Source organism: Bacteroides sp. MSB163 (genome assembly GCF_036416795.1).
In the GTDB taxonomy this organism is placed as follows: Bacteria; Bacteroidota; Bacteroidia; order Bacteroidales; family Bacteroidaceae; genus Bacteroides; species Bacteroides maternus.
Genome location: NZ_CP143867.1, coordinates 5,884,655 through 5,909,559 on the forward strand (window position 1 = coordinate 5,884,655; position 24,905 = coordinate 5,909,559).

Consider the following 24,905-nt stretch of genomic DNA (forward strand, 5'->3'; position numbering starts at 1 on the left):
ATTCTTACTAATGTTGATATTGATTTAAAGATTAAATTCTCCATAAAAAGATTGCGCTAAGATAGGCGATTTATCTTAGCGCAACTTTCAATATTGTCTTATTCATTTGAGATTCTATTCCAAACGATATGTAAAACATAAGCTATTTGGGAGTTTCTCCCTTATCATTATGCCTTTGTACCCACTCTGAAGGTGAATAGCCATAAAATGACTTGAAGCAATTGGTGAAATAAGCATGGCTATTGAAGCCCGTGTAGACCGATATTTCAGACACCGTATAACTGGATTCCAGCAAGAGTTTGGCAGCTATCTCCAAACGTTTATTACGTATCAACTCTGTTGGAGAAAGTTCCGTTACAGCTTTCAGTTTCCGGTACAGGTTGGCACGACTCAGACCTAACTCTTGGCTCAACAAGTCCACCCCAAGCTCCGGATTAGAGATATTCTTCTCTATAATCTCAAAGAAGCTCTGCGTAAACCGATCATCCCCCGAAACAATCTCGATACCCATCGCTTCCGGAGAGAACTTCTTTCCATATAGTTTCTTCAGTTTCTCACGGGATTCCAGCAAACTGTTGATACGGCAAATCAACACATCCATACTAAAAGGCTTCACAATATAGTCATCAGCGCCCACCGAAAAGCCTTCCTTGATATGAACCACCATGGACTTGGCCGTCATCAGTACTACCGGAATATGCCCAAGCTGTAAATCCTGCTTCACACGTGAGCACAGTTCCAATCCGTCCATCTGTGGCATCATGATATCACTCAGTATCAAATCCGGATATTTCTCCAGACTCAGTGCCAGTGCATCCTTACCATTGTTTACATCCAGCACATAGAAATAAGGATCCAGACATTCTTTGACGTAAGCTCTTACTTCATCATTATCTTCCGCCAGAAGTACAGTCCACTTCTTCTCTATCTCAAAATGCATTTCCTTGGCTGACGGGATAACGTCCTCCACTACCTGCTCTTCATCATCCTCCACCAACTGCTCCTTGTCGTAGACAGAATTGCTGATCGGAATATAAACCTTGAAGATCGTACCTGTAGGCTGATTATGGGATACGGAAATAGCGCCTTTATGCAGAAGTACGATTGAGCGTGTCAGACTCAGACCTATACCCGTACCCACATTCTCTTTATTGTCATCTTCACCCTGATAAAAAGGTGCAAATATATTCTTCATATCTTCCTCCGTAATACCCTTCCCGGAATCTATAACCGAGAGACAGGCAAACTTGGTATCGGCAGGCATCTTATTCAATTCCGCCTGCTGTTCCGACGGAAGTTCGGCAAAGGTACACCGGGACAATGAAAACACAACTTTACCATTATTCGGAGTAAACTTCATCGCATTGGACAAAAGATTAAAGACCACCTTTTCCACGATAGACTTATCAAACCATGCCGACATTCGCTCCTCACTCTTCTCAAAAGTAAATTCTATGGATTTCTTTGCTGCAAGATGGTTGAAAGCGTAGTAAATCTCTTGCAAGAACAGGTTCATATCCGTTTTAGCAATATGCAATTTCAATTTACCCTCCTGGTTCTTGCGCAGATCCATCAACTGATTCACGAGCAGCAACAGGCGTTGGGCATTACTGAATATCAGGCTCAGCTTATTCTTCACACTGGAAGAGAATTCCGGCATAGACACCAGATCCTGTAAAGGTGCAATAATCAGTGTAAGCGGAGTGCGGAGTTCATGGGAGAAATTGGTAAACATACGTATTTTCGCCTGATGGAACTCTTCCAGTTGCAGTTTCTCTTTCTGTTTGAATTGCAATTCACGCTCCAGCTTTTGCTTCTTCGATATATAATACATGATGAGTGTCATTATAAAGACAAAAGCAATGGCATAAAACAGGTAGGCATACCAGGTTTTCCACAAGGGTGGATGCACAATGATACGTATCTTACGTGTCTGTTGACTCCAGACTCCATCATTATTAGAAGCCTTCACTTCAAACACATAGGTTCCCGGACTTAAGTTCGTATAGTAGGCTTCCCGACGATTGCCAATATAATTCCAATCTTTATCGTAGCCTTTCAGGAAAGTGGCATACTGATTCTGCCGGGCAAAAACAAAGTTCAGCGCGCAGTAACCGATAGAGATATTATTCTGATTATACCTCAGCTCTATTTCTTCCATGCCATCCAGTACAGTGTCCAATATCCTGGTTTCGTCTTCCGGTTCAATCACCTGGTTATTCACTACCAATTTTGTGAATACTAATGGCGGTACAAAAGAGTTTAATTGCAGCTCCTGCGGGTTAAAGGTCACAAAGCCGTTGTTACCGCTAAAGCAGATTTCACCATTGGGCAGTAACAAACCACTATGGGGAGTAAATTCATAGACTCCGATTCCATTCAGAGAATTGTAATTAGTAAACTCCTCTGTCTTCAGATTGTATTTCGAAATACCATTGTTCGCGCTGATCCATAGGTTATTGTCGTTATCCTCCACAATGGAGCAGATATCATTCTCTATCAATCCCTGTTCCTTTGTTACGGTCTTTACAATTCCTTTCTCTTCATCGTACAAAGCGATACCGCCGCCGAACGTACCAATCCAGATACGGCCGGAACTATCACGCACAATACCCGTCACGTAATTACTAAGCAACCGATGAGGCTCTTTCTCATCCGTATCATAGTAAACCACCTCTTCCCTATTTACATCGTACTTTATCAGACCATCATTACGACTGCCAATCAGCATTACCCCATCACGCAACTTCAGTATGCAGCGCGAACTGGCAAACAGGCAACTGTCCTTTCCACCATTAATAGGAAAGTGTTTCTGAAGTTCCTTTTTATCCGACAAGCGCATCACTCCCATACGCGAATCGGAAGTTATAATCCACAGACTGTTATCCTTATCACGAAGCATGGAGTAAATGGACATTTCCCCCGGCAGCTGATAATAGAACGTATATTTCTTAGTACGGGTATTGAATTGATAGATAGATCCCTTGTTCGTTCCGCACCAAAGGATATCATCTTCCAGCAGAAGCCCTTTTATAATATTCTGGCTGTACTGCAACCGTGAAGCCTTATCTATCGGATAATACGCATACTGCCTGTTTTCCAGATTATAGTCGAGCAGCCCTCTACCCTCCGTTGCCATATATAAAGAACCGCCGGGAGTAGAAACCATACAACCGTATATCCCAAATAACGCATCAAACACCGTAGCTGGATCATGGAAATCAAAGCGGTTGTTAAAGCGGCTGGAGAAACTCACTCCACCGGCATACGTCCCCACCCATACTGTCTGACTCCTGTCTACAAACAATGAATAAATGGAAAAGTGACTCAGATTCCCCTTTTCAAGGGAAGCATCCGTATGTTTCCAGAAAGAATTGGTGGAGAGGTCGATGGTATATAGCCCGTCGAACGTACCGATAAGCAACATTCCGCGCAACTCTGATATGGCTCTGACGCTATTGCTCGTTAAAATACTGTTACCCTTATGATAGGTCACCATTTCCTCTTTCTCAAAGTTTATGCGATACAATCCGCTCAGTCCGCTTCCTACCCATAACGTTCCGTTTGAATCTTCATAGATAGTAGAGATGCTATTGCCAAGCAGATGAAGCCCCGGCGTCCGGGTGGTCAGCTGCCGTTGCACTTTCATGTTCATATCGCAGACAAACAGGCCTTTCGTAGAAGTACCTATCAGAATCTGATGCTGCTTCGTTTCGTAGACTACAGAGATAAATTCATCTTTGATCTTCCCGTTCAGGTCTATACGCTGAAATACATCCATTGCAGGCACATACAGGTACAGCCCCTTGGTAGTTCCTATCCAAAGGCGATTACGGGAGTCTACCGTCAGGCAGCGCACTTCACTTTTGGCAAAAGCGCCGTATCGTTCGTCAACAAACGGCTTGATACGGTTGGTTTTCAGGTCGAGTTTATTCAATCCGCGTGCCGTACCAATCCACAAATTGCGGTCGTTATCTTCGGCTAAACTCCAGATATGATTATCACTCAGAGTCAGAGAGTCTTTCGGATCATGTTTATAGATCACAAACTCACTGCCATCGTAACGATTCAATCCGTTGCGCGTACCAAACCAGATGAAACCTTTGGTATCCTGGAATATTTTAAGCACAGATATCTGAGACAAACCATCTTTCAGGTTCAGGTTCGAGAAATAGAAGTTCTCATTATTCTGCGCGGCTACTTTCAGGGTCGCCAACAAGGTTATCAGCAAAAGAATATGTTTTCTCATAGGTCAAAAAGAAATGTGATAGGCTTTATTTCGTCAACAACTCCGTAGCGCACCATAACAATGGAGCGTGAGCGTGCAGGTCACCGGTAATTTGCTTGCGGTTCATGTAATGGTTCTTGTCATTCTTGATATTGGTTCCCTCGCATACGTTTGTTACCTCGTCTTCATCATTGATATAAGAAACCAATGCCAGCCATCCTTTTGTGGCGGCAGGAGCATAGGTTTTCTTATCGAGCCAACCGTGTTTTACACCCACCAGCATGGCATAGGTGAACATTGCCGTGCCGGAAGTCTCTTTGTACGAAGCGGGTTCATCGATCAACTGGTGCCACATGCCATCGGGGTCCTGATTTTCGAGTAAGGTAGCCATCATCTTTTTATAGGCTTCCATAATAACCGGGCGGTTCGGATTATCCTTCGGAAGTACGGAAAGCAGACGGGACATTCCGGCAGCCATCCAGCCATTGCCACGTGCCCAGAAGAAAGGGGCTGTGGGGGCGTGATAGAAAAGACCATTCGGTCGTTGTATCTTCTCCAGATACATTGCCATTTCAGCAGCGGCGCGGTCTATATACTTCCGGTCGCCTGTGGCCAGATAGGCTTGCGACTGTATGGTGGTTATCATAAACATGTCGTCAATCCATACACGCGTTTGCCAGGAATAGCCCTGTTCGGCATACGCTTTCTCCTCCGGCTTGGCATCGGCAGGAACTTCCCATTGGGTATCGGCATACTTCATTCCGAGATCGAAGTATTTCCGGTCGCCCAACTTCTGCATATAGATTTCGAGGGGAACAGCACCCACCACGTTATAGTCTACGTGCACCATGCGGGGGAGCATCTTCTTTTCTGTAGTAAACAAGGGTTCAAAGCGTTCCTTCAGCCGCAGTTGCATATCTTTATTCTTCACGGCTTTGCTGAACCATAAGGCGCCCAACCAGGTACAGGCATCAGGATAAGTCACATAATTGGGAGCTTTTTCCGCCCGCGGATTTCCAAAGCGGGTATGAGGGGTGACCAGGAACTTATTGACTATACGCGTACCTATCCCTTTCGGATCGGCATCTTTCATACGTTTCTTCAAATCGGCATCCTGGGCGTTCATTGTTCCACACCAGCCTGTAAAGGCGGCAAATAGGATAAGTAAGATCTTGTGCGTCTTCATTCCATAGCATTGTTAACAGATTAATAACTATGGCAAAATTAGGGAATTTGGGTCTGAAGGGTTTGAAGGATCGTTCCAAAAGCTTGAACTATTAGCTCAAAATAGTGTATATAGGCCTCTCAGACAGGATAGTTCAGTGATAGAATTAGAGATTAGCAAACTGATTCGCCGCAATCATCAAATTCTCTCTTTATTGAGATCAAATACTCACCGTAGCGAGAGTTTTTTCTCAAAGCGGTGAGAAAGAATAAGAAATTTACTGCCTACGCTGACTATACCCTGCATAAATCATCAACGCAAAAGCGCAGGCGTACGCAATGAATACGGCAGTCAGTCCCGGCGGTGTATCACCTCCGCCATACGAATGAAGACCGGACAGGTAGTAGTTCACACCGAAGTAAGTCATCAGTACCGAAGCAAGTCCCAGTACGGACATGACGCTGAATGCATAATCCGAGCGGAGAGTGGGAAGAAAGCGTGCATGCAGGATAAAAGCATAAACTACCATCGTAATCAATGCCCAAGTCTCTTTAGGATCCCAGCCCCAATAACGTCCCCACGACTCATTTGCCCAAACAGCACCGAGGAAGATACCGGCCGTCAGCAGATAAAGCCCTATATGCAGGGACATTTCATTGATGATGCGAAGTTCACGGATATGGGGCTGCAACAAGGCTACTTTCGACGGATTGCCGGCACTCATGAATGCAAGGGTAAGCAGACCGAGCAGAAAACTGATACCGAAGAAGCCATAACTTGCCGTAATTACAGCCACATGTATCATCAGCCAATACGACTTCAACACCGGAACCAAGGGAGTGATTTCGGGGTCCATGAAGTTCAGGTTGGCAACAAACAGGATGATACCTGCGAAGAAAGCCGCCAAAGCCAACGTCATGGAGGAACGCTTGATAAACAAAAGTCCCGCCAACGCTGTAGCCCAGGCAACATATATCATGGATTCATAAGCATTGGCCCAGGGAGCACGCCCGGATATGTACCAACGGATACCGATTCCGGAAGTATGCAACAGGAAGATCAGCACAACCAACGTCACCAAGGGAATGATAATGGTTTTCAGCAGACGGCGTCCGGGCTTCAGCAACTGCCCTACCGCAAATATCAACAATAACAGTCCGACCGCTATATACCCCATAGCCGACCAGAAGAACAAACGTGCTTTATTATAAAACAATTCCCACGACACTTGCTTCTCCGTCAGCAAAGGTGTGGCGCTCTGCTTCTGTTGATACACGTTCATCATGGAAAGCACCTCTCCCGCTCTCTCCCATGTACCGGTACGCAAGGCATCAAAAGCTTCTCCCAAATACCACGGCATGATTTTCGATACGAACAGAGAGTCTTTCCCGGAATACACACTCAGATCATCTCCCGGAGAATACCATTTGCCACTCGTATCTCCCGGCAACGGGAACAGTGCAAACATCTTTCCTTGTTGCAGGGAATACAGGATATTAATCTTTTCGTCCAGCTTCAACAGGTCCTTTTCAAGCCGCGAACGTTCGGCTGCCGGACGGGAATATGCCTTGTCTACGGCATCGGAAATCAGATAGCTGCCATCTTCACTGAATACATCAAAGAAACGGATATACTTGCCTTCGGGCAGAGCGTAGGCTTGCGGCAATTCTTTATTAGTCTGGCGGATAAAAGGAATATTTCCCCAGTAAGACGGATTCATAAGAAAACCGATAATGACCTGTTCGGAGCTAAGTCCTTCGAAAGTATCGCTGCGGTAGATCTTGCGCAAGAGTTTGTCCGTATACGTATCTACAGGTTCAATACGGCCTGTAGGACATTGTATCTGCATTCGTCCCCATTGTTCGGCCTGTTCCGCAGGGATGGTGTTCTTCAGCAGGTGCTCCGCTTCAGCCTTTTGCGCAAAGGAAAGGGTGGGAAGAAAAGCCAATAGCAGAAGAGGAGTCACCCGTTTCAATTGCTTTGCCAGTTGGCGGAAACGGGACTTTTTATCTGCCAGAGTCAGCAACATACCAGCAAGAAGAAGCAGATATCCGGCATACGTAATACCTGTTCCTGCCGTATCATTATTGACGGTCAAGATGGTGCCCTGTTCATCGGCATCATAGGAAGACTGGTAGAGCCGGTATCCCTGCTCGTAAATCACCTTATTCATGTAGATGTGTTCTCTCCGTTCTCCCTCTTCCGTATGAATGGTAAGGAAACTCTCAAAAGAAGAAGGGCTGTGAGAACCGGGATAACGAACTAACTTAAAGTCATCCAGGCGGATGGAAAAGGGCAACGGGCGTTGGTCTTCCGTCGTACGCATATGGGACACGGTTTCTCCTTCCCTGATATGCACAATGCCCTCAAAGCCGAACATATTGGTCACCAATGCTCCCAACAAGATTACAATAAAGGAGATATGCAACAGTAAGACTCCATATTTACGCTGGCTCCACAGACGTGCTTGCCAGGCAGTAGCGCAGAAATTGAGAATCAAAAGAAATTGCAGAAGATAGAAAAGCGGATTATTATAGATTATTTCCCTTGCCATCGCCGTCCCTTGCGCCTTCTCGACAAAAGTTGCGGCAGCCAGCAGGATCACATAATGCACCAGCAATATCAATGTTATCTTCCACGAGGTGAACATCGCTTTCAAGGAGGAGCTTACTTTTTTCATGTGCGGATATATCCTTTCAATTGTTTTATGATCTATCTGTCATTCTATTGAAACATTGTCATTCTATTGAAACCTTCAACGTAGCCAACAATTCTGCCAGTGCCGGTGGCGTCAGTTGCTGGGCAGCATCAGAAAGAGCTTTCTGCGGACAACAATGCGACTCGATAAACAGACCGTCGGCGTACAAAGATATGGCTTTCCCGCAAATAGCCGCCAATAATTCACGTTTTCCTCCGATATGACTCGGATCACAGTAGAAAGGCAATTCAGGAAAATGAGTATGAAAACGCTCCGCCAACTCCCAAAGGGGAGCATTGCGGTAAGGAGAACTATCTACCGTGCAAAAGCCACGATGAATGATACGGATGTCTTTCAGTCCGGCCTGTTGAAGGCGTTCTACCGCACCAATCCATAAGTCTACGTCGGGACATACAGGATTCTTCACCCATACCGGCATATCGCACCCGCGCAGGGCTTCCGCCAGTTCGTGCATCATAAAAGGGTTAACCGTAGTACGCGCACCAATCCAGATCATATCCAGACCGGCTTTCCGTACAGCTTCCACGTGGCAGGGAAGTGCCACCTCAGTCATAACCCGAAGTCCCAGTTCCTGCTGTATCTCTCGCATCCAGTCCAGTCCTTCTTCGCCAACTCCCTCAAATGTTCCACAGCGCGAACGGGGCTTCCACAAGCCGGCACGTAAAGTGCCAACGCCTATCTCTTTCAGTCCTCTTGCTGTTTCCAACATCTGTGTACGACTTTCCGCACTACACGGACCGGCCACTAAACCTATAGTTTTCATATTATAATAGTTACGAGTAACGAGCTACAAGCTACGAGTGACGAGCTACGAGTAATACCCGAAAGGTACTTGTAGCTCGTAGCTCATGTAGCTCGTAGCTTTCTCACTCTTCGATAATCACACGGAAGCCTACATTATATACTTTCTGCCAAGGCAGATACGATCTGCGGTAGTATGTGGTGGCCGCTTTCGGATGATCATTCCATGATCCGCCTCTAACCACTTTTTCCGCACCCGTACCTTGCGTCTTTTCATTGTAAGGATAAGGCAGATAATCAGAGGATGTCCATTCGGCAACATTACCCTGCATATCATAGAGTCCCCACGCGTTAGCCTGGTACTCACCGCCTTTCACCATCAGCATATTGCCGTCATCCACACCATTCTCCTTGGGTTGATAAGTGTAATACTTATACCAAGGGTCAGTCTCCCGCATCGGCATCGGATTCACTCCTCTTACCGCCATCTGATTCAGATGCTTGTCGGCCAAATTCTCAAACTTACCAAAGTCTGTGTTTAAAGAACCATACCAGAACTCACCGTCGCTACCTGCACGGCAAGCCCACTCCCACTGAACCTCGGTAGGCAGAGTGACGGTCTTACCAGTCTTTTCACTCAGTTTCTTACAGAATGCCATTGCTTCTTCCCAGCTCACACGGATGGCAGGCTGTTCAGGGTTATTGGCAGGATAGCCCTCGTGTACATGATCTTTCCACAACTGACGGATGAAGCGGCTGTCATGTTCCGGGAAGATTGTACGGAACTGTTCATTGCTGACTTCAATCTCACCCATCCAGAATCCTTTCTTCACAACCTGTTTATGAGCAGGAGAATAATCGGAATGACCTCTGTTGCTCCCCATCACAAATGAACCGGCAGGAATGCGGACAAAATTCATCTTTACTCCCGGAGCCAATTCAATACTCATCTTCGTTTCTCCTTCTTTGGCAAGCATAGCCTGGGCAGCAGTTTTATCAAACGGCCAGCCTTTGACTTTTACATCCTTGTCTTTATACTCCTTCTTTTCCGGTTTCACTGGAACCGGTTTCTCTTGTCCTTCCAGGTATTTGGCATACGAACGGATCTCAGCCTGCCAGTCTACACCGGAGCGAGCATATTTCTCCGTCAATTCCGTACGGCGGCTGATTTGTTCCACTCCCTTAAATTCATTGGCTTTGAACTTGCCATGATAAGGAGCATTGAAGTCAATCCAGTTGTACAGAGTTTGCCATTCCTTGTCGGTCAGTTCCACCCCATGATGCCCCGTCTTCAATATTTTGATCAACGGACTCACAGAAGCATGATACTCATACGGATCGAGCACTTCAATCTCCGCTTCGGGACCTTGACGGTACACATAAGGATGCAGATTCAGATAACTGACTCCGAAGCCGGAGAACTTATCTATCTTTCCACCTGTAAAGTCAGCCAGTTTATTGGAACCATCGTGGCAGGCGATACAAGCACGATCCAGCACAGGCTGTACTTCCAGATCGAAAGTGAAAGAACGTACTCCACCTTCCGGCTTCGTAATCTCATGAGGCGCCATAGCCGAAGCTTTCACACGTTTCGGTATAGGCAATTGGTTCTGGTCTTCATGGCAACCTACACAAGAAACTGTTTCTCCCGGCATACCGGTCAGCCAGCTACGCATCCACTGAATGGCACGTCCTTCCGAATCCAACGGCTGCAATGAAATAGGCGTATTGGCAGGAATCTTAAATATCGCAGAACCGTCTTCTTCTACAGGAACGGTCCCCAACAAGCGCTTGATATCCCAACCACTCTGAACACCCTGCGCCCAATGGTCGGACGGAGTTTTGTTATAAGCATATTCATAAGCAAGCACACGGAATGCTTTTACTGTACCACGAGGCACACCTTCCAGACCTTCACCCTCGTATATATCCTGAATGAATACGGTAGCCTCCTTACTGGCCGGATTAATCTTTTCAGGAATCACCGGAGGTACCGGACGTTGCACTACCGGAGTCGGACAAATAAGGCCTTCACCTTCAAATTCGGCAATCAGCGTGAGGTTATCGTATATGTCGATCAGATAGACTCCCCACAGGGCGCTTTCATTCAACTTAGCAGTAACCAGGAAATATTTATCCGTCAATGGATAAGGCTTGATAAACTGAGGCCAAACGCCATCCACCAACCGGTCTTTTACAATCGGTTCTATCTTACGATCGCGGAATGGCAATTCCTGTAACATACCTTTCTCTGACTTACGGCTCCTTGAAGGATCAAACAACATCAAACGGCCGGAACGTGTCACACCATGGTGACCGGAAATCACACCGATAAACTGTGACGAACTACCGGGCAGCGGTTTGGCATCGAACGTACTGTTCGGGAAGTAAGAACCACTACCATACAAAGACTTCTGTTCCGTTCCGTCCGGATTCATGTGCATTACGAAGCGGGAAAAATAGTGAGTCAAATCCGTATATTCCCAACGTGTGTACATGATACGGCCATTATTCATAACCGTTGGCGCCCAGTTGGCATCCTGGTCAAAGGTCAGACGACGCAAAGAACCATCTTTCGGATCGTACAGGCACATATTACCTACTTCGTCATTACCATTCACGCAAGGTACACCATTATAGCCGATATTGGATACAGCGATAAGCTTACCGGAAGGCAAATAAGTAGCATCAAAGAATTCCAAATCCTTTTCCGGAGTCTCTATGAGTTTCTTCAAACCGGTACCATCCAATTTCACTTCAAATACTTGCCAGCGGCGGTCGGTATCTACCATAGAGAACATCAAACGGTCAGCATCCCAATGTAATTTCAAATCAGGCACAGAAGAACCGTTGGTAGGTTTAAAGATAGTACGGGTCTTAACATCTCCACGCAAGTTGGATAACTCCGCAATCTCAGCATTAAATCCACCGCGTGAAGCGGAAGTCTGGTTGGACCAGTTGTTATTCTGAGTACCCAGGGCACGCGGATTCACCTGACGGGCAGAAGTACCTATCTTATAACGACCGACAATGATCTTATCCATATCCAGCACTGTATTTGCCAGCAAGATATCACGCTTCAATTGCAAAGCTTTGTTGGCAGCTTCCAAGGCAGAAGCCTCATTTTTATAAATACCGGAGAAACCTTTTCCGGTCAGTAACTTCAGTTCGGCAAGCTTGGCCTGGTTCGTATTCTTATCATAACCGGCATCTTTTATCATGTCATTATAAGCCTCTTCAATAGCACGCATATTCAGCCAACTCAGAGACTCCTGCAAGTGATATACTTTCATAGCTTCCTGTGCCAGATTCAAATAGCCGATAACTTGATCGTCCAAGATCGGTTTAGATGCAATCTGTGCAACTTGGGCAGTGAAATAGGATTTATCATTCAGCAAATTAATAACTTCCGTTGCTATATGCTTTTCGATACCGGCATCATAGGTCGTAACCAACGCTTTCATATCGCTTCCACCGAATGGCAGGAACAAAGTAGCCTCAGTCGGATATTTGGCAACGATATCCGAAGCAGCTCCGGCACCGGTAATCCCTTGGAGACGGAAAATCACCGTACCCGCAGAAGAGCGGTTTTCCAATCCGATCTCCGCCTCAAAGCGGGTATATTTCTTATCCAGAGGAACCACGATTTGCGCATTGGCATTTGCCATGATCGTGCGTTTGTAGGTTTTGCCTTTCATGACTACATCCTGTCCCTTGGCATTCTCATTAAAACGCAGACTGCCGCTACCTGTTTTCTTGAAAGTACTTCTCAAGTCGTTCAGCCAAACGGAGGAACCGTCTGCCGCTACTAATTTAGCATTTGCCCATACAGCCTGGTCATCTCCTGTACCATCTACCGTACCCCAGGTATAAAGCACCATTTCATCCAGTCCGGTTATATCCGCCGAGAAAGGCACTGCTGCCTCTTTTGCCTTAATTACCTTCGATGCAACCGGCAAACAGGTCTTTTGCATTTCCGCATGGGCCCGATTCTTAGCCGCAGCAATGCTTTCCGCCCACGTAGCAGGCGCTTTCACCTTCGCACTCGCCCTTCGCTGTGCCATAGTGGGAAGCGACAGGGCAATGCATACAGACATTACTAATAATTTCTTATTCATAATACTTTGTTCTAAAGTTAATCTCCTATTTTAAGTTCGGTAAGCGGAAATTGTCTATATAGCAGGCAGCGGATATCTTACCGACATTCTTCTTATCATGCAATCTCCACACCACTTTACCGTTTTTATCTATCTCTATCAATTGCGGTTCATCCACCGTGGCATCTTTCGTATGTCCATACCAGTTACAAATCAATAGATTCCCATTCTTCAATTGCAGGATTTGCCCTACAAACAATAAAGCAACTCCTTCAATATCCAGTGCATTTACCCGTTTCATCTCTTCTCCTGTCTTGCGGTCGATCACGATGTAACAATGATTGTCTCCACAAGGCAACAGCAGATTTCCATCAGGAAGTTCAAGAGACGAGAATGCCTTGCCCTCAATCTGATATTCAGCGATGATCTTCCCTTTACGGCTTACTTCCAGCACTTTCTGTTTTGCCATTACCGGTATCAGATAATTACTGTTCCGGAGTTGGAATACTTGTCTGAACTGACTGTGGGGTCTTTCTACTTCCAGATTCAATGTTACTTTATTTACTTCTTTACCTTTCTTATCCAATTCTATGAATTGGGCAGGAACACCACATATTCCCAATAACACACCACCGTTCCGCAACAAGGTAGCTGATTGTAATTCCGTCTTGTCCGGTGTTTTATAATCCCAGACCACCTTATGGTCCCATGTCACGAGTTTTGCTCCCCGCTTATACGAATACAAGATTTCTCCCTTCCGGGTCAAAGCAACCGCATTACATTCTTCCCCTTTCTCCAAGGCATGCTGCCATTCCACTTTCCCCGTCTGTTTATCCAGCAGCAGAATATTCGGATTTCCGGAACCGGCAACCAAGAGTTTATCTTGTGCTGCCGCCCGAAATCCCATGGAAAGAATGATCCAAATAATTATATAAACCCTCATCATTCTTTTTGTAATCAGTGTTACTTATTCTTCAGTTCATTGAACAGTTCGAATGCCTGTTCCGGTTTCAGGTTTTCGTGTACCACTGCATGAACGGCCTGTATCATAGCGGCAGGCGCTTCCGACTGGAACACATTACGTCCCATATCCACACCGGAAGCCCCCTCGCTGATTGCCTTATAGCACAACTCCAACGCTTCCAGTTCAGGAAGTTTCTTTCCACCTGCAATCACCACAGGAACAGGACATGCTGCCACTACCTTTTCAAAACCATCACAATAATAGGTCTTCACGATATTCGCTCCATTCTCGGCAGCGATACGGGAAGCTAAACCGAAATAACGGGCATCACGTGCCATATCTTTACCAACGGCCGTCACTCCCATCACCGGTATTCCGTAACGGGTACCTTTATCTACTGCCTTGTACAAGTTGGCAACCGTTTTTGCTTCGTGGGCCGCATCTCCGATAGACAGCATAACTGCCATAGCCGATACATTCATACGTATTGCATCTTCAATGTCAATCAAGACGTTGTCATTCAGTTCTGTAAGAATAGAAGTGCCGGCATCCGAACGAAGACAAATAGGTTTATTGGTACTGGGCGGTATCACCGTACGAAGAATGCCGCGTGTACACATCAGGCAGTCCGCATATTCTATCAACGGAACAATGTTCAAATCGATACGCTCCAAACCGGACGTCGGTCCCATAATGAAACCATGGTCAAACGCCAGCATCACGGTTCTACCCGTCTTCGGATTGAAGATACGCGATAAACGATCCTTCATACCCCACGGAAGATGTTCCGCTCCCTTTACATGAAAACTATTATTAGTAGAAGCTACCCCCAAACCAAAATTGCAGCCTTCTCTTAAATCATCTAAATCAGCCATTTCTTATCTTTTCATTAGTTATTTATTATAAAGCTTTTGCAAACGCATCAAACATGCACGACCAGGATGAAGCTCCAGAATCCGCGTACCCGATAGAGCGTTCGCCATAATTACGGGCACGTCCGAAGTTTGCCTTCATTTCTTTGGTAGCTTCAGCACCTTTCACAGCTGCTTCGGCACCCGCTGTCAGAATAGCCTTCACATCAGCAGAATCACAAGCATGAATGGCTTCCACCGCCGGTATCAGGGCATCCATCATTGTTTTATCTCCCAGTTTTGCTTTTGTTTGTTTTCTCACACCTTCAAGTCCACCTGCAAACATAGCTTTTACACCTGCCACATCCAGTTCGGTACCTTCCGCATGGTCGCTCATTCCCAGGAAGAATCCCCCCAGTAAGGTACTGGTCGAACCGCTGATTTCAAGCATCAGGTTAAAACTCATATCATTCAGCATCGACTTAAATTCAGTGCCCTTATCAGCCGTAGCAACAAGAGCGGACATGGATTGAACGATAGCTGTTCCATGGTCGCCATCTCCCAATACCGCATCCAGTTTTGAAAATTCATCGGAGCGCTCCGTAATGCACACCAACGCATTACGAAGCATCTTCTTGAAATCATCTATAGTCAGTTTATCCATCTCTTACTTACCGATAGTGGTCCAATAAGGAGCATTAGACATTTTATTATTCAGATAATCTATATGATCGTCATCCAGCAAACCAAGAATCATTTGGAAACCAGCTTGTTCCTGAACAGTCAACAACTCACCGATACGGGCGGCAGCCACTTCGATACCGGCATTTTCCAACACCTGATGAGCTTTGCGATAAACGATATTCATCTCCATGTGCGTAGTTGCCCCTACACCGTTAATAATTAACAGAGCCTTGTTACCGGCTTTCGGCTGTAGCTTCTTCATCAGCAAACCAATCATTTCTTCGGCTGTTTCATCGGCAGAAACCAGTTGCTTGCGACCGCCTCCACCTTCTCCATGCTGCCCCATACCGATTTCAATTTCACCGTCCGGAAGGTCGGAGATGGTCATACCGTTTTGCGGATGGGTACAGGATTTCATTGCCACTGCCAACGTAGCCAAGCGTGTATTGAAGCGTTCACCTATTTCAATAATCTCGTCCAACGACTTACCTTCTTCAGCGGCAGCTCCAACGATTTTAATCAAAGGGACACAACCTGCCAGACCACGACGATCTTCATCCGGTGCATCCAGTCCTGCACTGATATCATCGTGTGTCAGAATAGTCTTTACCTTAATGCCTGTACGTTCAGCCAACTGACATGCCATGTTTGCACTCATGATATCGCCAGAGTGATTCAACACCACAAGCAAGATACCAGCCTCACGTTTGAACATCTGCAAAGCCTGAAACAAGCGTTGCGCACCCGGAGCAGCAAAAATATCACCGACTACAGAGCAGTCCAACATTCCGTCCCCCACGAAACCGCTTAATGCGGGTTCATGACCGGAACCACCCAAAGTGATCACAGCTACTTTATCTTCAGCTTTCGCATGTGCACGCACAATAATGTTTTCTCCGCCGATGGCTACCTGGTTACTATAAGCCATTACATATCCTTCCAGCAATTCAGCTGTCAGATTATCCGGATCATTTATGAATTTATTCATCATAGTTTCTTTCTACTAATTGATTATTTATCAAACTGCATTAACTCCAAAGCAATACCCTCTTCTTCAATGAAAGCAATTGTCAGATTCTCTCCGCCCGGCATCGGTTCAACTAATACTTTTGCACCTTCCAATTCGGCTGCCAGATCATCGACTTCGTAAGCGATATGCGCTACTTTCTGAATCAATTCAGGCATCCAGCTGCCTTCTTCGAAACGCAAGTATTCTATCTTATTGGGGCTTTCATTAAAGTTAGTCAGCCATACTTTTAATCCTTCCACATATATCTCACCCGGTTGCGGTGTAGTGGTCGGTATTCCAAAATGATTAATCTTTCTCATGGTATTCTTAATTATTGAATGATTTACAAAGCCGCCTGTCCATTAGTGAAACGCAGACCATCGTTATCATGGTAACATGCCCACTCATCTACAATGGCTCCCTCAGGACCGGCCATCATAAAGTGGAAAGTACCCAGCTCTTTCAGACGGAGAACATCACCCACATTCTGCTTCACAAAATTCTTGCTCTTGATAGGACCATGGGATGCCGGAACCGCAGGAGCATTCGGAGTCTCCTCTCCCACTTCGGAGAAGTTATAAACCCAACCGTGATTTACCATCCATGACTCGTGTTTTGCCGGGAATGCCGTTTTTACATGGGCATGTTCCGGAATCATCTGTCCCGGCAACAAATAAATAGCATGTGCAAAGTAGCCATACTCAGGATCGTTTACCCAAAAAATGCCTCCCATACCCACATTCTCAAAGTCACCCAAACCGAAATCTGTAAACCAGATATCTTTCTCCATCAGCGGAGTGTAAGGCACACCATAAAATTCAAACATGTCAAGGAATGCCTTCTTGGCAGCTTCCTGATCAAACTTTCCGTCTTTGTAGAAGTCAGCGTTCGTGTACTTCTTCTGATACGTTGCCTTTTCTTGTGTCATAACTTGTTCTGTTTTTTTAGATTCTGCCGTACAAGAAACGAATCCCATACCGCAGGCGGCAATTAATGCCAAGGTTAATACTTTTTTTAATCTCATGTATTTATCTATTTTAATGGTTAATAATCAGCCTCAGCAAAGCACTCCCATTCCTTCTATCTCTATCAGTAGTTCCGAACGGCACACATCGGTTAAAGTATAGATGGCAGGTAAATCGGGATATCGTTCTGTCACTACCAGTTTTGCTTTTTCCATATCTTCCCAACGCTTCACGTACACGCGGAAGGTGATAAGGGTAGCATTCTCCGTAGCAGGAATACCGGAACGATTGAGGTTATCACGGGATACCAGATATTCTATATTCTCTAAGGTAGTCAGAGTTTGCCGTTCAATACCAACGCCTTCCAGGCTCTGCTCACCACGAATAGCGGCTGTGCCCGATACATATACGAAACCATGATCCTCTTTCCATACAGCCTTGGCACGTTCGAATTTCGGAGTGGTCTTTTGAGGAAGAGCAGCATCTTTTTCTCCCAATAATACATTCTGTGAGTAAGCATGAGCGGCAATCTGCAAAGGATTATCCACCCCAAGGACCCGGACACTTCCATCTTTACAGAGTAAGGCATCCACATCAATCATAATGCCCCCCCACTGAGCCCCGATACCGGTAGCAGCCGGATAACCGGTAGTCCACTCCACACCATTATAGAATAGCGAACGCGCATCATTGAAATCCTGATAATGCTGATGCCCGGTTGCATCACAGGCTGTTATCTTTTCAATATAGTTCCATTGACGTATGATTGAGGAAACCGGCATACCTTCTGTCTCCAATACCCTGGCTATCCTGAAGAATACTTCATGAGACTGCTCACGAATACTTTGATGCAACACATCCCCTGTCACACCGCTTAGAAACAAGCGTTTGCAGCCTTCTCTTTCGATAGTGATATAAGATAAATCCTCCTGTATCCGATATTCAACACAATCCTGTTCCGTCAACTGCACTTCATGGACCTCCATCACCAATCCCATTGTCTGGGGGGGCTGTGCCACATAACTTACAGTAGGCTTTTTCCCCTTGAAAAGCTTTTTCACAGCTTCTCTGATATAAGCAAAACGGGCTACATATTCTTCATTATCCACCGGCGCATCGAATATCACCATGCGTACCGGTGTATAAACCGCTCTGTATTCCGCCAATAATTGCATCAGCATTTCCTTAAAAGGAGCTTTAGCAACTTGCAGGAAATGATGAACAATCTCTATATTTTCGTGTGTAATCATGGTCTTCTTTCCTATCCTGTTAAAGTGAATTCACATATTCGGCAAGTTCTTCCGCTTCTTTAGCTGATATTTTCTTTTCAATACCATGCTTGTGCACCGTAAATACTTCTTCCATGGTAGCAGCACGTCCATCAAAAAGATAAGGAGCTGTGCGCCAGACTTCACGCAGCGTTGGCGTATCCCACCCATTCTCAAACTCGATATCTTCACCAATACGGTGCATCTTCATATCCGTATAATAGGGACCGGAATGACATTCGTCACAATTAAACTTTTCATAAACCTTACGCCCCCGTTTAGCCTTCTCCGAAAGCTCACCATTCACCAAATAAGGGCTGGGAACCGGTTTCAATGACATTAGATACTCATCCACACACTCTGCAAACTCTTCCGGCAGATCACTGAACTGAATGAGCTTATATCCTGCACGAACAGCTATCTCGGCATGAGCGCGAATACCGGAAATCATGCACGGTGGAGTGACATGGGAGAATAACAGGCTCTTGCAGTTTTTTGAATTACCAATGCCATCATTCATCAAATCCCAATTCATAGCATCCATACGCGCATCTCCCGGATGGCATCCATTGCACGACTGCCAGTTCTGAAAACAATGTTCCGCATCATTGAAGTATTTCTCACCACGCTGTATTCTGTTCTCCGTACGATTCTTCACCATAGCAACCGACTGAACATTTGCCGTATTCAAGTCCACGATATTCAATGTATCAGAGAAATAAGTAGGAACAACAGCCATTCCGTCCTTCAGCATCATACAACGCGGTCCATTGCCTACCAACGCTACACGTTTACGCATACCATATAAAAAGCGTAAATCATATGCCAAAGCATCCTTTTGAGGATACCGCTCAAACTTCTGAATAAATGCGGGATAATCTATCACACTGACCTCATGGGTACCGGAATGGCTGACCACAATCTTATCATCCGTACACTTCACATCCCATATACCTGCCGCACCCCGTTCCGGTTCATCCAGCAACACGGCACCCTCAAAGTTCAGAGTAGCCAGATTAACGATACTGATGGCACTGGTATTCATCCAGCCCTGTTGCAACTGGGATGTCGGAACCTGAAAACGACCCAGATTATGAGTAACCAGCAAATAACGCCCGTCCGGAGAAAGCGACATTCCACGCAAGGCATTACTTCCATTGGCCAGTTGAATATCCTTTATCTTCCGGAAACTATTCATATCAATCACTGATACGCAAGCAGCTACAGTATCTATATCCGCCCGTTGCATAGGTAGGAAATTGGTAACAAACAAGTGTTTTCCTTCTTTATCAAAAACAGCAGATTTCGGTTCACGCAATACTTTCACCGTTCTTATCACATTCTTTCCATTCTTATCCAACTCTGACACTGTGCCGGCAAACTGGTTGCAAATATATAACTTGCCGTTACCCGCATTTACCAACGGAGCGCAAGCACCGGATGCTGTTTCCACAAAGACTTTTTCCGAAGGATTGGAAGCCGACAGGAAATAAACACCATTCTTATGTTCACCTGCCACCGTTGCATAAATCTGATCTCCATCTGTAGCAACTCCGGTAGGGACTTCATCCAGTTCCCACTCTTGCAAGCGTTCTTTATAATCTGATGAATAAATAGAAACCTTCTGAACACCTTTCTGAGATACGATCATTCCGGATTTATAAGGAGTAATACCCGTTATAAACAATGGAGTTCCTTCCGGCTGCTCCGTGGAATGAGTAGTAAATGCAAATAGAGATACCACTAAAAACACAGGCACTATAACCTTTGCGATGCTACGACTTTTATACTTCATAGTGATTGAATTAAGCTTGTTTTTCACATCACAAAGATAGGGCATCACTGGTCTGAGGGTTATCAATCGTGTATCATTGACTTGCAATAATGTCTCAAAACAAATGTAGTGAGTATTTTGAGACGGTAGTGGGAATCGTTTGAGACAAAAAAGGCGGAAACTCCTTTCCGCCTTAAATCTTATTTTTCATCTTACATCTTCTCTTTGTTCGCACTGTTCATCTGTACGAACTCCGTAGGTGTGAACCCATAGAACGCTTTAAACGAATTGGAGAAGTAGGAATGACTGTTGAATCCCAACAAAGTTGCCACTTCCGAAACGCTCATATTCGTTTCCTTCAGATAGCGCAATGCCACCTCCAGGCGCTTATTGCGTATCAGTTCCGTGGGCGAAAGCTCGGATATAGCTTTGATTTTGCGATAAAGATTAGCGCGGCTGATGCCGATCTGGTCACAAAGCATCTCTATACCCAGATTCTGGTCAGATATATTCTTCTCAATAATCTCATACAGTTTCTGTGAGAAGCGTTCATCCGCCGAAGTGGTACTTACACCCACCACTTCGGGCGAGAAGCGTTTGCCATACAGTTTCTTTAATTGTTCCCTCGACTGCAACAGGCTCTGAATACGTATCCGAAGCACATCCATACTGAAAGGCTTAATCACGTAATCATCCGCCCCTGCCTCAAAACCTTCCCTTATATGCATCACCATGGAGCGTGCAGTCATCAGTATCACCGGGATATGTCCGATACGGATATCATTCTTAATCATGGAGCAGAGTTCAAGCCCATTCCGCTTAGGCATCATAATATCACTCAACACTAAATCAGGGAAGAATTGTACTGCCTTATCATATCCTTTTATACCGTTTGCCGCTTCAATGATTTCATAGTCATTCTCCAAAGACTTATGCAGGTAATCCCGTACGTCTTTGTCATCTTCCACCAGGAGAACCACCGGCTTTTTGGGTGCTATTTCTCCAATGGGAGATGTTTGCGATTTCTCCACCGGCTGTGCAAATGCCGTATCTCCAATCGTTTCCACAGGCATGGAATCCGTTTCGTCCTCTGTGAAAGCTTCACGGGAAACAGGCAGCAAAACAATGAACCGTGCTCCTTCCGTCCCATCTTCCCGGTCTTCAATACGTATCACCCCCTTATGCAGCTTTACAATGGAATACACCAGACTAAGCCCGATACCTGTACCCGGTACATTTACCCCTGCCGTTTCAGGTACCCGGTAGAAAGGCGTGAACACCTTATCCCGTTCCTGCGGTGGGATTCCACAGCCGGCATCCACAACCTGCAACATCATATACAGGGCAGAAGGGGCCACTTCCTTTCGATACGATTCTTCTAACTCCCCGGCAGAAACACAATCTACTGACATACGTATGTCTTTGCCGGAAGGAGTATACTTGAATGCATTGGACAGTAAATTGAATACGACCTTTTCAAGCAGCATCTTATCATACCAGGCCTGGAACTCCCGGTCCCGGCAATCCAGAGTGAAAGTAATTTCATTGGTTTGTGCTATCTGATTGAATGCACAGTAGATCTCCGTAACAAACTCATATACATTATTCTCCGTGACTTGCAATTCCATCGTACCACTCTGATTTTTCTGCAAGTCCAGCAACTGATTAACCAATAGAAGAAGCCGTTGAGCATTTTTATAAATGACCATCAGTTTATCCCGCAGTTCCATAGCCACATCCATCCGCTTCACCAGTTCTTCAAAGGGAGTGATGATCAGCATCAGGGGAGTACGTAACTCATGAGCAAAATTCGTGAACAGATGCATCTTCGCCTGATGGAACTCTTCCTGTTGCAGTTTCTCCTTCTGCTCCATTTGCAACCTTTCCCGCAAACGGCGACGGGTATTAAAATAATGGAATATCGCGTAAAACACTCCTATCAGCAATAGTCCATAAATCAGGAAAGCATACCAAGTAGCCCATAAAGGTGGGGTAATAACAATCCTCAAAGTCTTTCCTTCCTCATTCCATACCCCATCGTTATTACAAGCTTTGACATGAAAAAGATAGGTTCCCGGACGCAGATTGGTATAGTAAGCCGTACTACGTTCTCCCACATGATTCCAGTCTTCATCATATCCTTCCAACTTATAGGCATACCGGTTCATCTCCGGATTAATGAAATTCAACGCTTTATATCCTATAGCCAAATTGTTCTGATTGTATTGCAAATTAATAACCTTCGCTTCATTAAGCAACCCACTTAAGATTCCTGTTCCATCATCTGCTCGCGCCACACGATTATTCACCAGCAAGTCCTCCAATACGATTGGCGGTACAAAACGATTCATCGGTATCTCCGGTGTATAAAAAGTGATAAAGCCATCATTACCGGTAAAGCATAATGTACCGTCCGGCATGGCTACCCCGCCCCGATACGTAAACTCACGCAAATGAATGCCATTATTGAATGGAAAGTTTTTAATCTCCCCAGTGGACGGAGAATAAGAGGAAATTCCCTGCAACGAGCTCATCCATAGATTTCCGTCCGCTCCTTCCAGCAATTTACAAATATCCCCTCCCATCAGTCCTTCTTTTTCTGTTACCCGGCGAAGCACACCACCGCGTTTATCCAGTTGAAAAATACCGCCTCCATAAGTAGACACCCATACATCACCGGATCTGGTTGATAATATAGAAGATATGTAGTCACTTGGAATTTGCATTTCCTTTTCCGGTCGAGATGTACGAAATACAGTCAGTTCACCTGAATGAGTATTATAACGATACAGACCGGCCGAACGCATACCTATCAATAGTACACCGGGACTCTCTTCCTCCATGCAACGAACAGAAGAAAAGTGTAATTTTTCCCCCTTCGATCCGGTAAACTCAGTTTTCCGCTCACCGGAAGGAGTAAAACAAGTCAGTGCATATCCGGCTTTTGAAGTTCCTACCCATAAATTACCGTCTGCATCACGCACAATACCATAAACAGCAAGTTCTATGGGATATTTATAGAATAAAGAGAAACGCCGGGTAGCAAGATCAAAACGATAGACCTCACCCAATACCGTACCACACCAGATACAGTCATCTTCAGCATACACTGTTTTGATAACATTCGAATTATGTACGGAATAACTGTCCTTATCAATCAGATAAAACTGCCCTTCCCCTGTCGAAATTTCATATTGCAGCAATCCATACCCCTCAGTAGCTATCCATAAGTTTTTCTGTTTATCGACACAAGCCGTACCATAGATTCCCGTTTGCTGATTCACCGTCTTCCCCGGAGTATGATGAATGAAGCGGTCGGTAAGCGAGCTCAGCCAAGTGACACCACCGGCAAAAGTACCAATCCACAACGTACCGGTATGATCACGGCAAAAAGAATAAATGGAAAAATGCCCCAAGCCACGTCCGGGTTCGTCATAACTGCTCACTTTACAAATCTGGTCTTTCAACGGTGCATAAGCATAAATACCGTCGAAAGTACCAATCAATATCTCTCCATCCCATTCGGCAAGGCAACGGACATAATTATTCTTCAGACCACTATTGGCAGATGTATAAGAAGTTATTTTATGGTTACGGACATCAATGCGGTTCAGTCCGCCAAATTGACAACCTACCCAGATGCGATGATAAGAATCTTCATAAAGAGTGGAAATACTATTATCCGGTAAGCCGGCATGACGGTCATAGTGATTAATCACCTGCATCTGTTTGTTACACTGGTAAACTCCGTTCACTGCCGTACCTATCCAGAAATTACCTGCCTTATCCTCCATCAAGGCAGTGATGGAAGTATTGAAATTTTCCACAAACTCCACCCTTTTAAAGTTGTCTTGTTCGGGAATATAACAACAAAGCCCACTGCGGGTACCCACCCATACTTTGCCGGAACTATCAACCAAAAGAGAAAGGATACTTGCACTGGAGAGTCCATCTACACTAAAATAATTGCGGATACGTTCGGTGCGAAGACACATCCGGCTTAGTCCGCGACTGGTACCTATCCATAAATTCTTGCTATGATCTTCGCGTATTTCATTGACTTCATTGTCTGCCAAACTCAGGGAGTCTCCCGGATGATGACGAAAAACAGTATATTCACTGCCATTATAACGATTCAGTCCATTACGCGTCCCTAGCCAAAGATATCCCCGGGTATCCTGGCAAATGGTCATCACGGAGAGTTGGGAAATCCCTTCATTCAGTTTCTGGCTATAATAGAATGAATATTTAGAATGTTCAGCCCACACATACAACACTGAGAATGAGCAAACTAACAACATCAACAATATTTTCCTTTTCATCAGCATAGATATATTTACTGCACAAAAATAAGAAAAGCATAGAAATTACATAGAATATAGTGCAGAAAGGTACGGAAATAGAATAAGATGAGCAAGGGTTAGTGGTAAACACATACTA

14 protein-coding genes are annotated in these 24,905 nt (G+C 45.2%); all 14 read right to left on the reverse strand.

Annotated elements, in window-relative coordinates:
* Positions 1–142: 142 nt before the first annotated feature.
* Positions 143–4,249: a two-component regulator propeller domain-containing protein gene (locus tag VYM24_RS23175; protein ID WP_330941020.1), complete on the reverse strand. Its 4,107-nt coding sequence runs from the start codon at positions 4,247–4,249 to the stop codon at positions 143–145.
* A gap of 25 nt (positions 4,250–4,274) precedes the next feature.
* A complete protein-coding gene (locus VYM24_RS23180) occupies positions 4,275–5,414 on the reverse strand; it encodes a glycoside hydrolase family 88/105 protein (protein WP_299089755.1) in 1,140 nt (379 codons plus the stop codon).
* Positions 5,415–5,670: 256 nt separating this feature from the next.
* Positions 5,671–8,073, reverse strand: a complete 2,403-nt coding sequence (gene ccsB / locus VYM24_RS23185) for a c-type cytochrome biogenesis protein CcsB (RefSeq protein ID WP_299089752.1) — start codon at positions 8,071–8,073, stop codon at positions 5,671–5,673.
* Positions 8,074–8,131: 58 nt separating this feature from the next.
* On the reverse strand, positions 8,132–8,875 hold the full coding sequence (locus VYM24_RS23190) for a phospho-2-dehydro-3-deoxyheptonate aldolase (protein ID WP_330941021.1): 744 nt from the start codon (positions 8,873–8,875) through the stop codon (positions 8,132–8,134).
* A 103-nt stretch (positions 8,876–8,978) separates the two neighbouring features.
* On the reverse strand, positions 8,979–12,971 hold the full coding sequence (locus VYM24_RS23195; protein WP_330941022.1) for an SUMF1/EgtB/PvdO family nonheme iron enzyme: 3,993 nt from the start codon (positions 12,969–12,971) through the stop codon (positions 8,979–8,981).
* 25 nt (positions 12,972–12,996) lie between these two features.
* Complete coding sequence (locus tag VYM24_RS23200) at positions 12,997–13,893, reverse strand: beta-propeller domain-containing protein (RefSeq protein WP_483073347.1); 897 nt, start codon at positions 13,891–13,893, stop codon at positions 12,997–12,999.
* A gap of 20 nt (positions 13,894–13,913) precedes the next feature.
* Positions 13,914–14,789 (reverse strand): 3-hydroxy-5-phosphonooxypentane-2,4-dione thiolase, encoded by an 876-nt coding sequence (lsrF, locus tag VYM24_RS23205; RefSeq protein WP_217714691.1) that lies wholly within the window; start codon positions 14,787–14,789, stop codon positions 13,914–13,916.
* 25 nt (positions 14,790–14,814) lie between these two features.
* The gene (locus VYM24_RS23210; protein ID WP_299089741.1) at positions 14,815–15,429 is read right to left on the reverse strand and encodes a DAK2 domain-containing protein; all 615 of its coding nucleotides are present in this window, start codon (positions 15,427–15,429) and stop codon (positions 14,815–14,817) included.
* 3 nt (positions 15,430–15,432) lie between these two features.
* Positions 15,433–16,440 carry a dihydroxyacetone kinase subunit DhaK gene (locus VYM24_RS23215; RefSeq protein ID WP_291549424.1) on the reverse strand — a complete coding sequence of 336 codons (1,008 nt, stop codon included), beginning with the start codon at positions 16,438–16,440 and terminating at the stop codon, positions 15,433–15,435.
* Between the two features lie 20 nt (positions 16,441–16,460).
* Positions 16,461–16,778 carry a VOC family protein gene (locus VYM24_RS23220; protein WP_044263235.1) on the reverse strand — a complete coding sequence of 106 codons (318 nt, stop codon included), beginning with the start codon at positions 16,776–16,778 and terminating at the stop codon, positions 16,461–16,463.
* Between the two features lie 23 nt (positions 16,779–16,801).
* Positions 16,802–17,482 (reverse strand): cupin domain-containing protein, encoded by a 681-nt coding sequence (locus VYM24_RS23225; RefSeq protein ID WP_291549422.1) that lies wholly within the window; start codon positions 17,480–17,482, stop codon positions 16,802–16,804.
* A gap of 33 nt (positions 17,483–17,515) precedes the next feature.
* Complete coding sequence (locus tag VYM24_RS23230; protein WP_330941023.1) at positions 17,516–18,673, reverse strand: chorismate transformation FkbO/Hyg5 family protein; 1,158 nt, start codon at positions 18,671–18,673, stop codon at positions 17,516–17,518.
* A gap of 19 nt (positions 18,674–18,692) precedes the next feature.
* Positions 18,693–20,531 carry a YVTN family beta-propeller repeat-containing protein gene (locus tag VYM24_RS23235; RefSeq protein ID WP_330942286.1) on the reverse strand — a complete coding sequence of 613 codons (1,839 nt, stop codon included), beginning with the start codon at positions 20,529–20,531 and terminating at the stop codon, positions 18,693–18,695.
* A 146-nt stretch (positions 20,532–20,677) separates the two neighbouring features.
* The gene (locus tag VYM24_RS23240) at positions 20,678–24,787 is read right to left on the reverse strand and encodes a two-component regulator propeller domain-containing protein (protein ID WP_330941024.1); all 4,110 of its coding nucleotides are present in this window, start codon (positions 24,785–24,787) and stop codon (positions 20,678–20,680) included.
* Positions 24,788–24,905 lie beyond the last annotated feature (118 nt).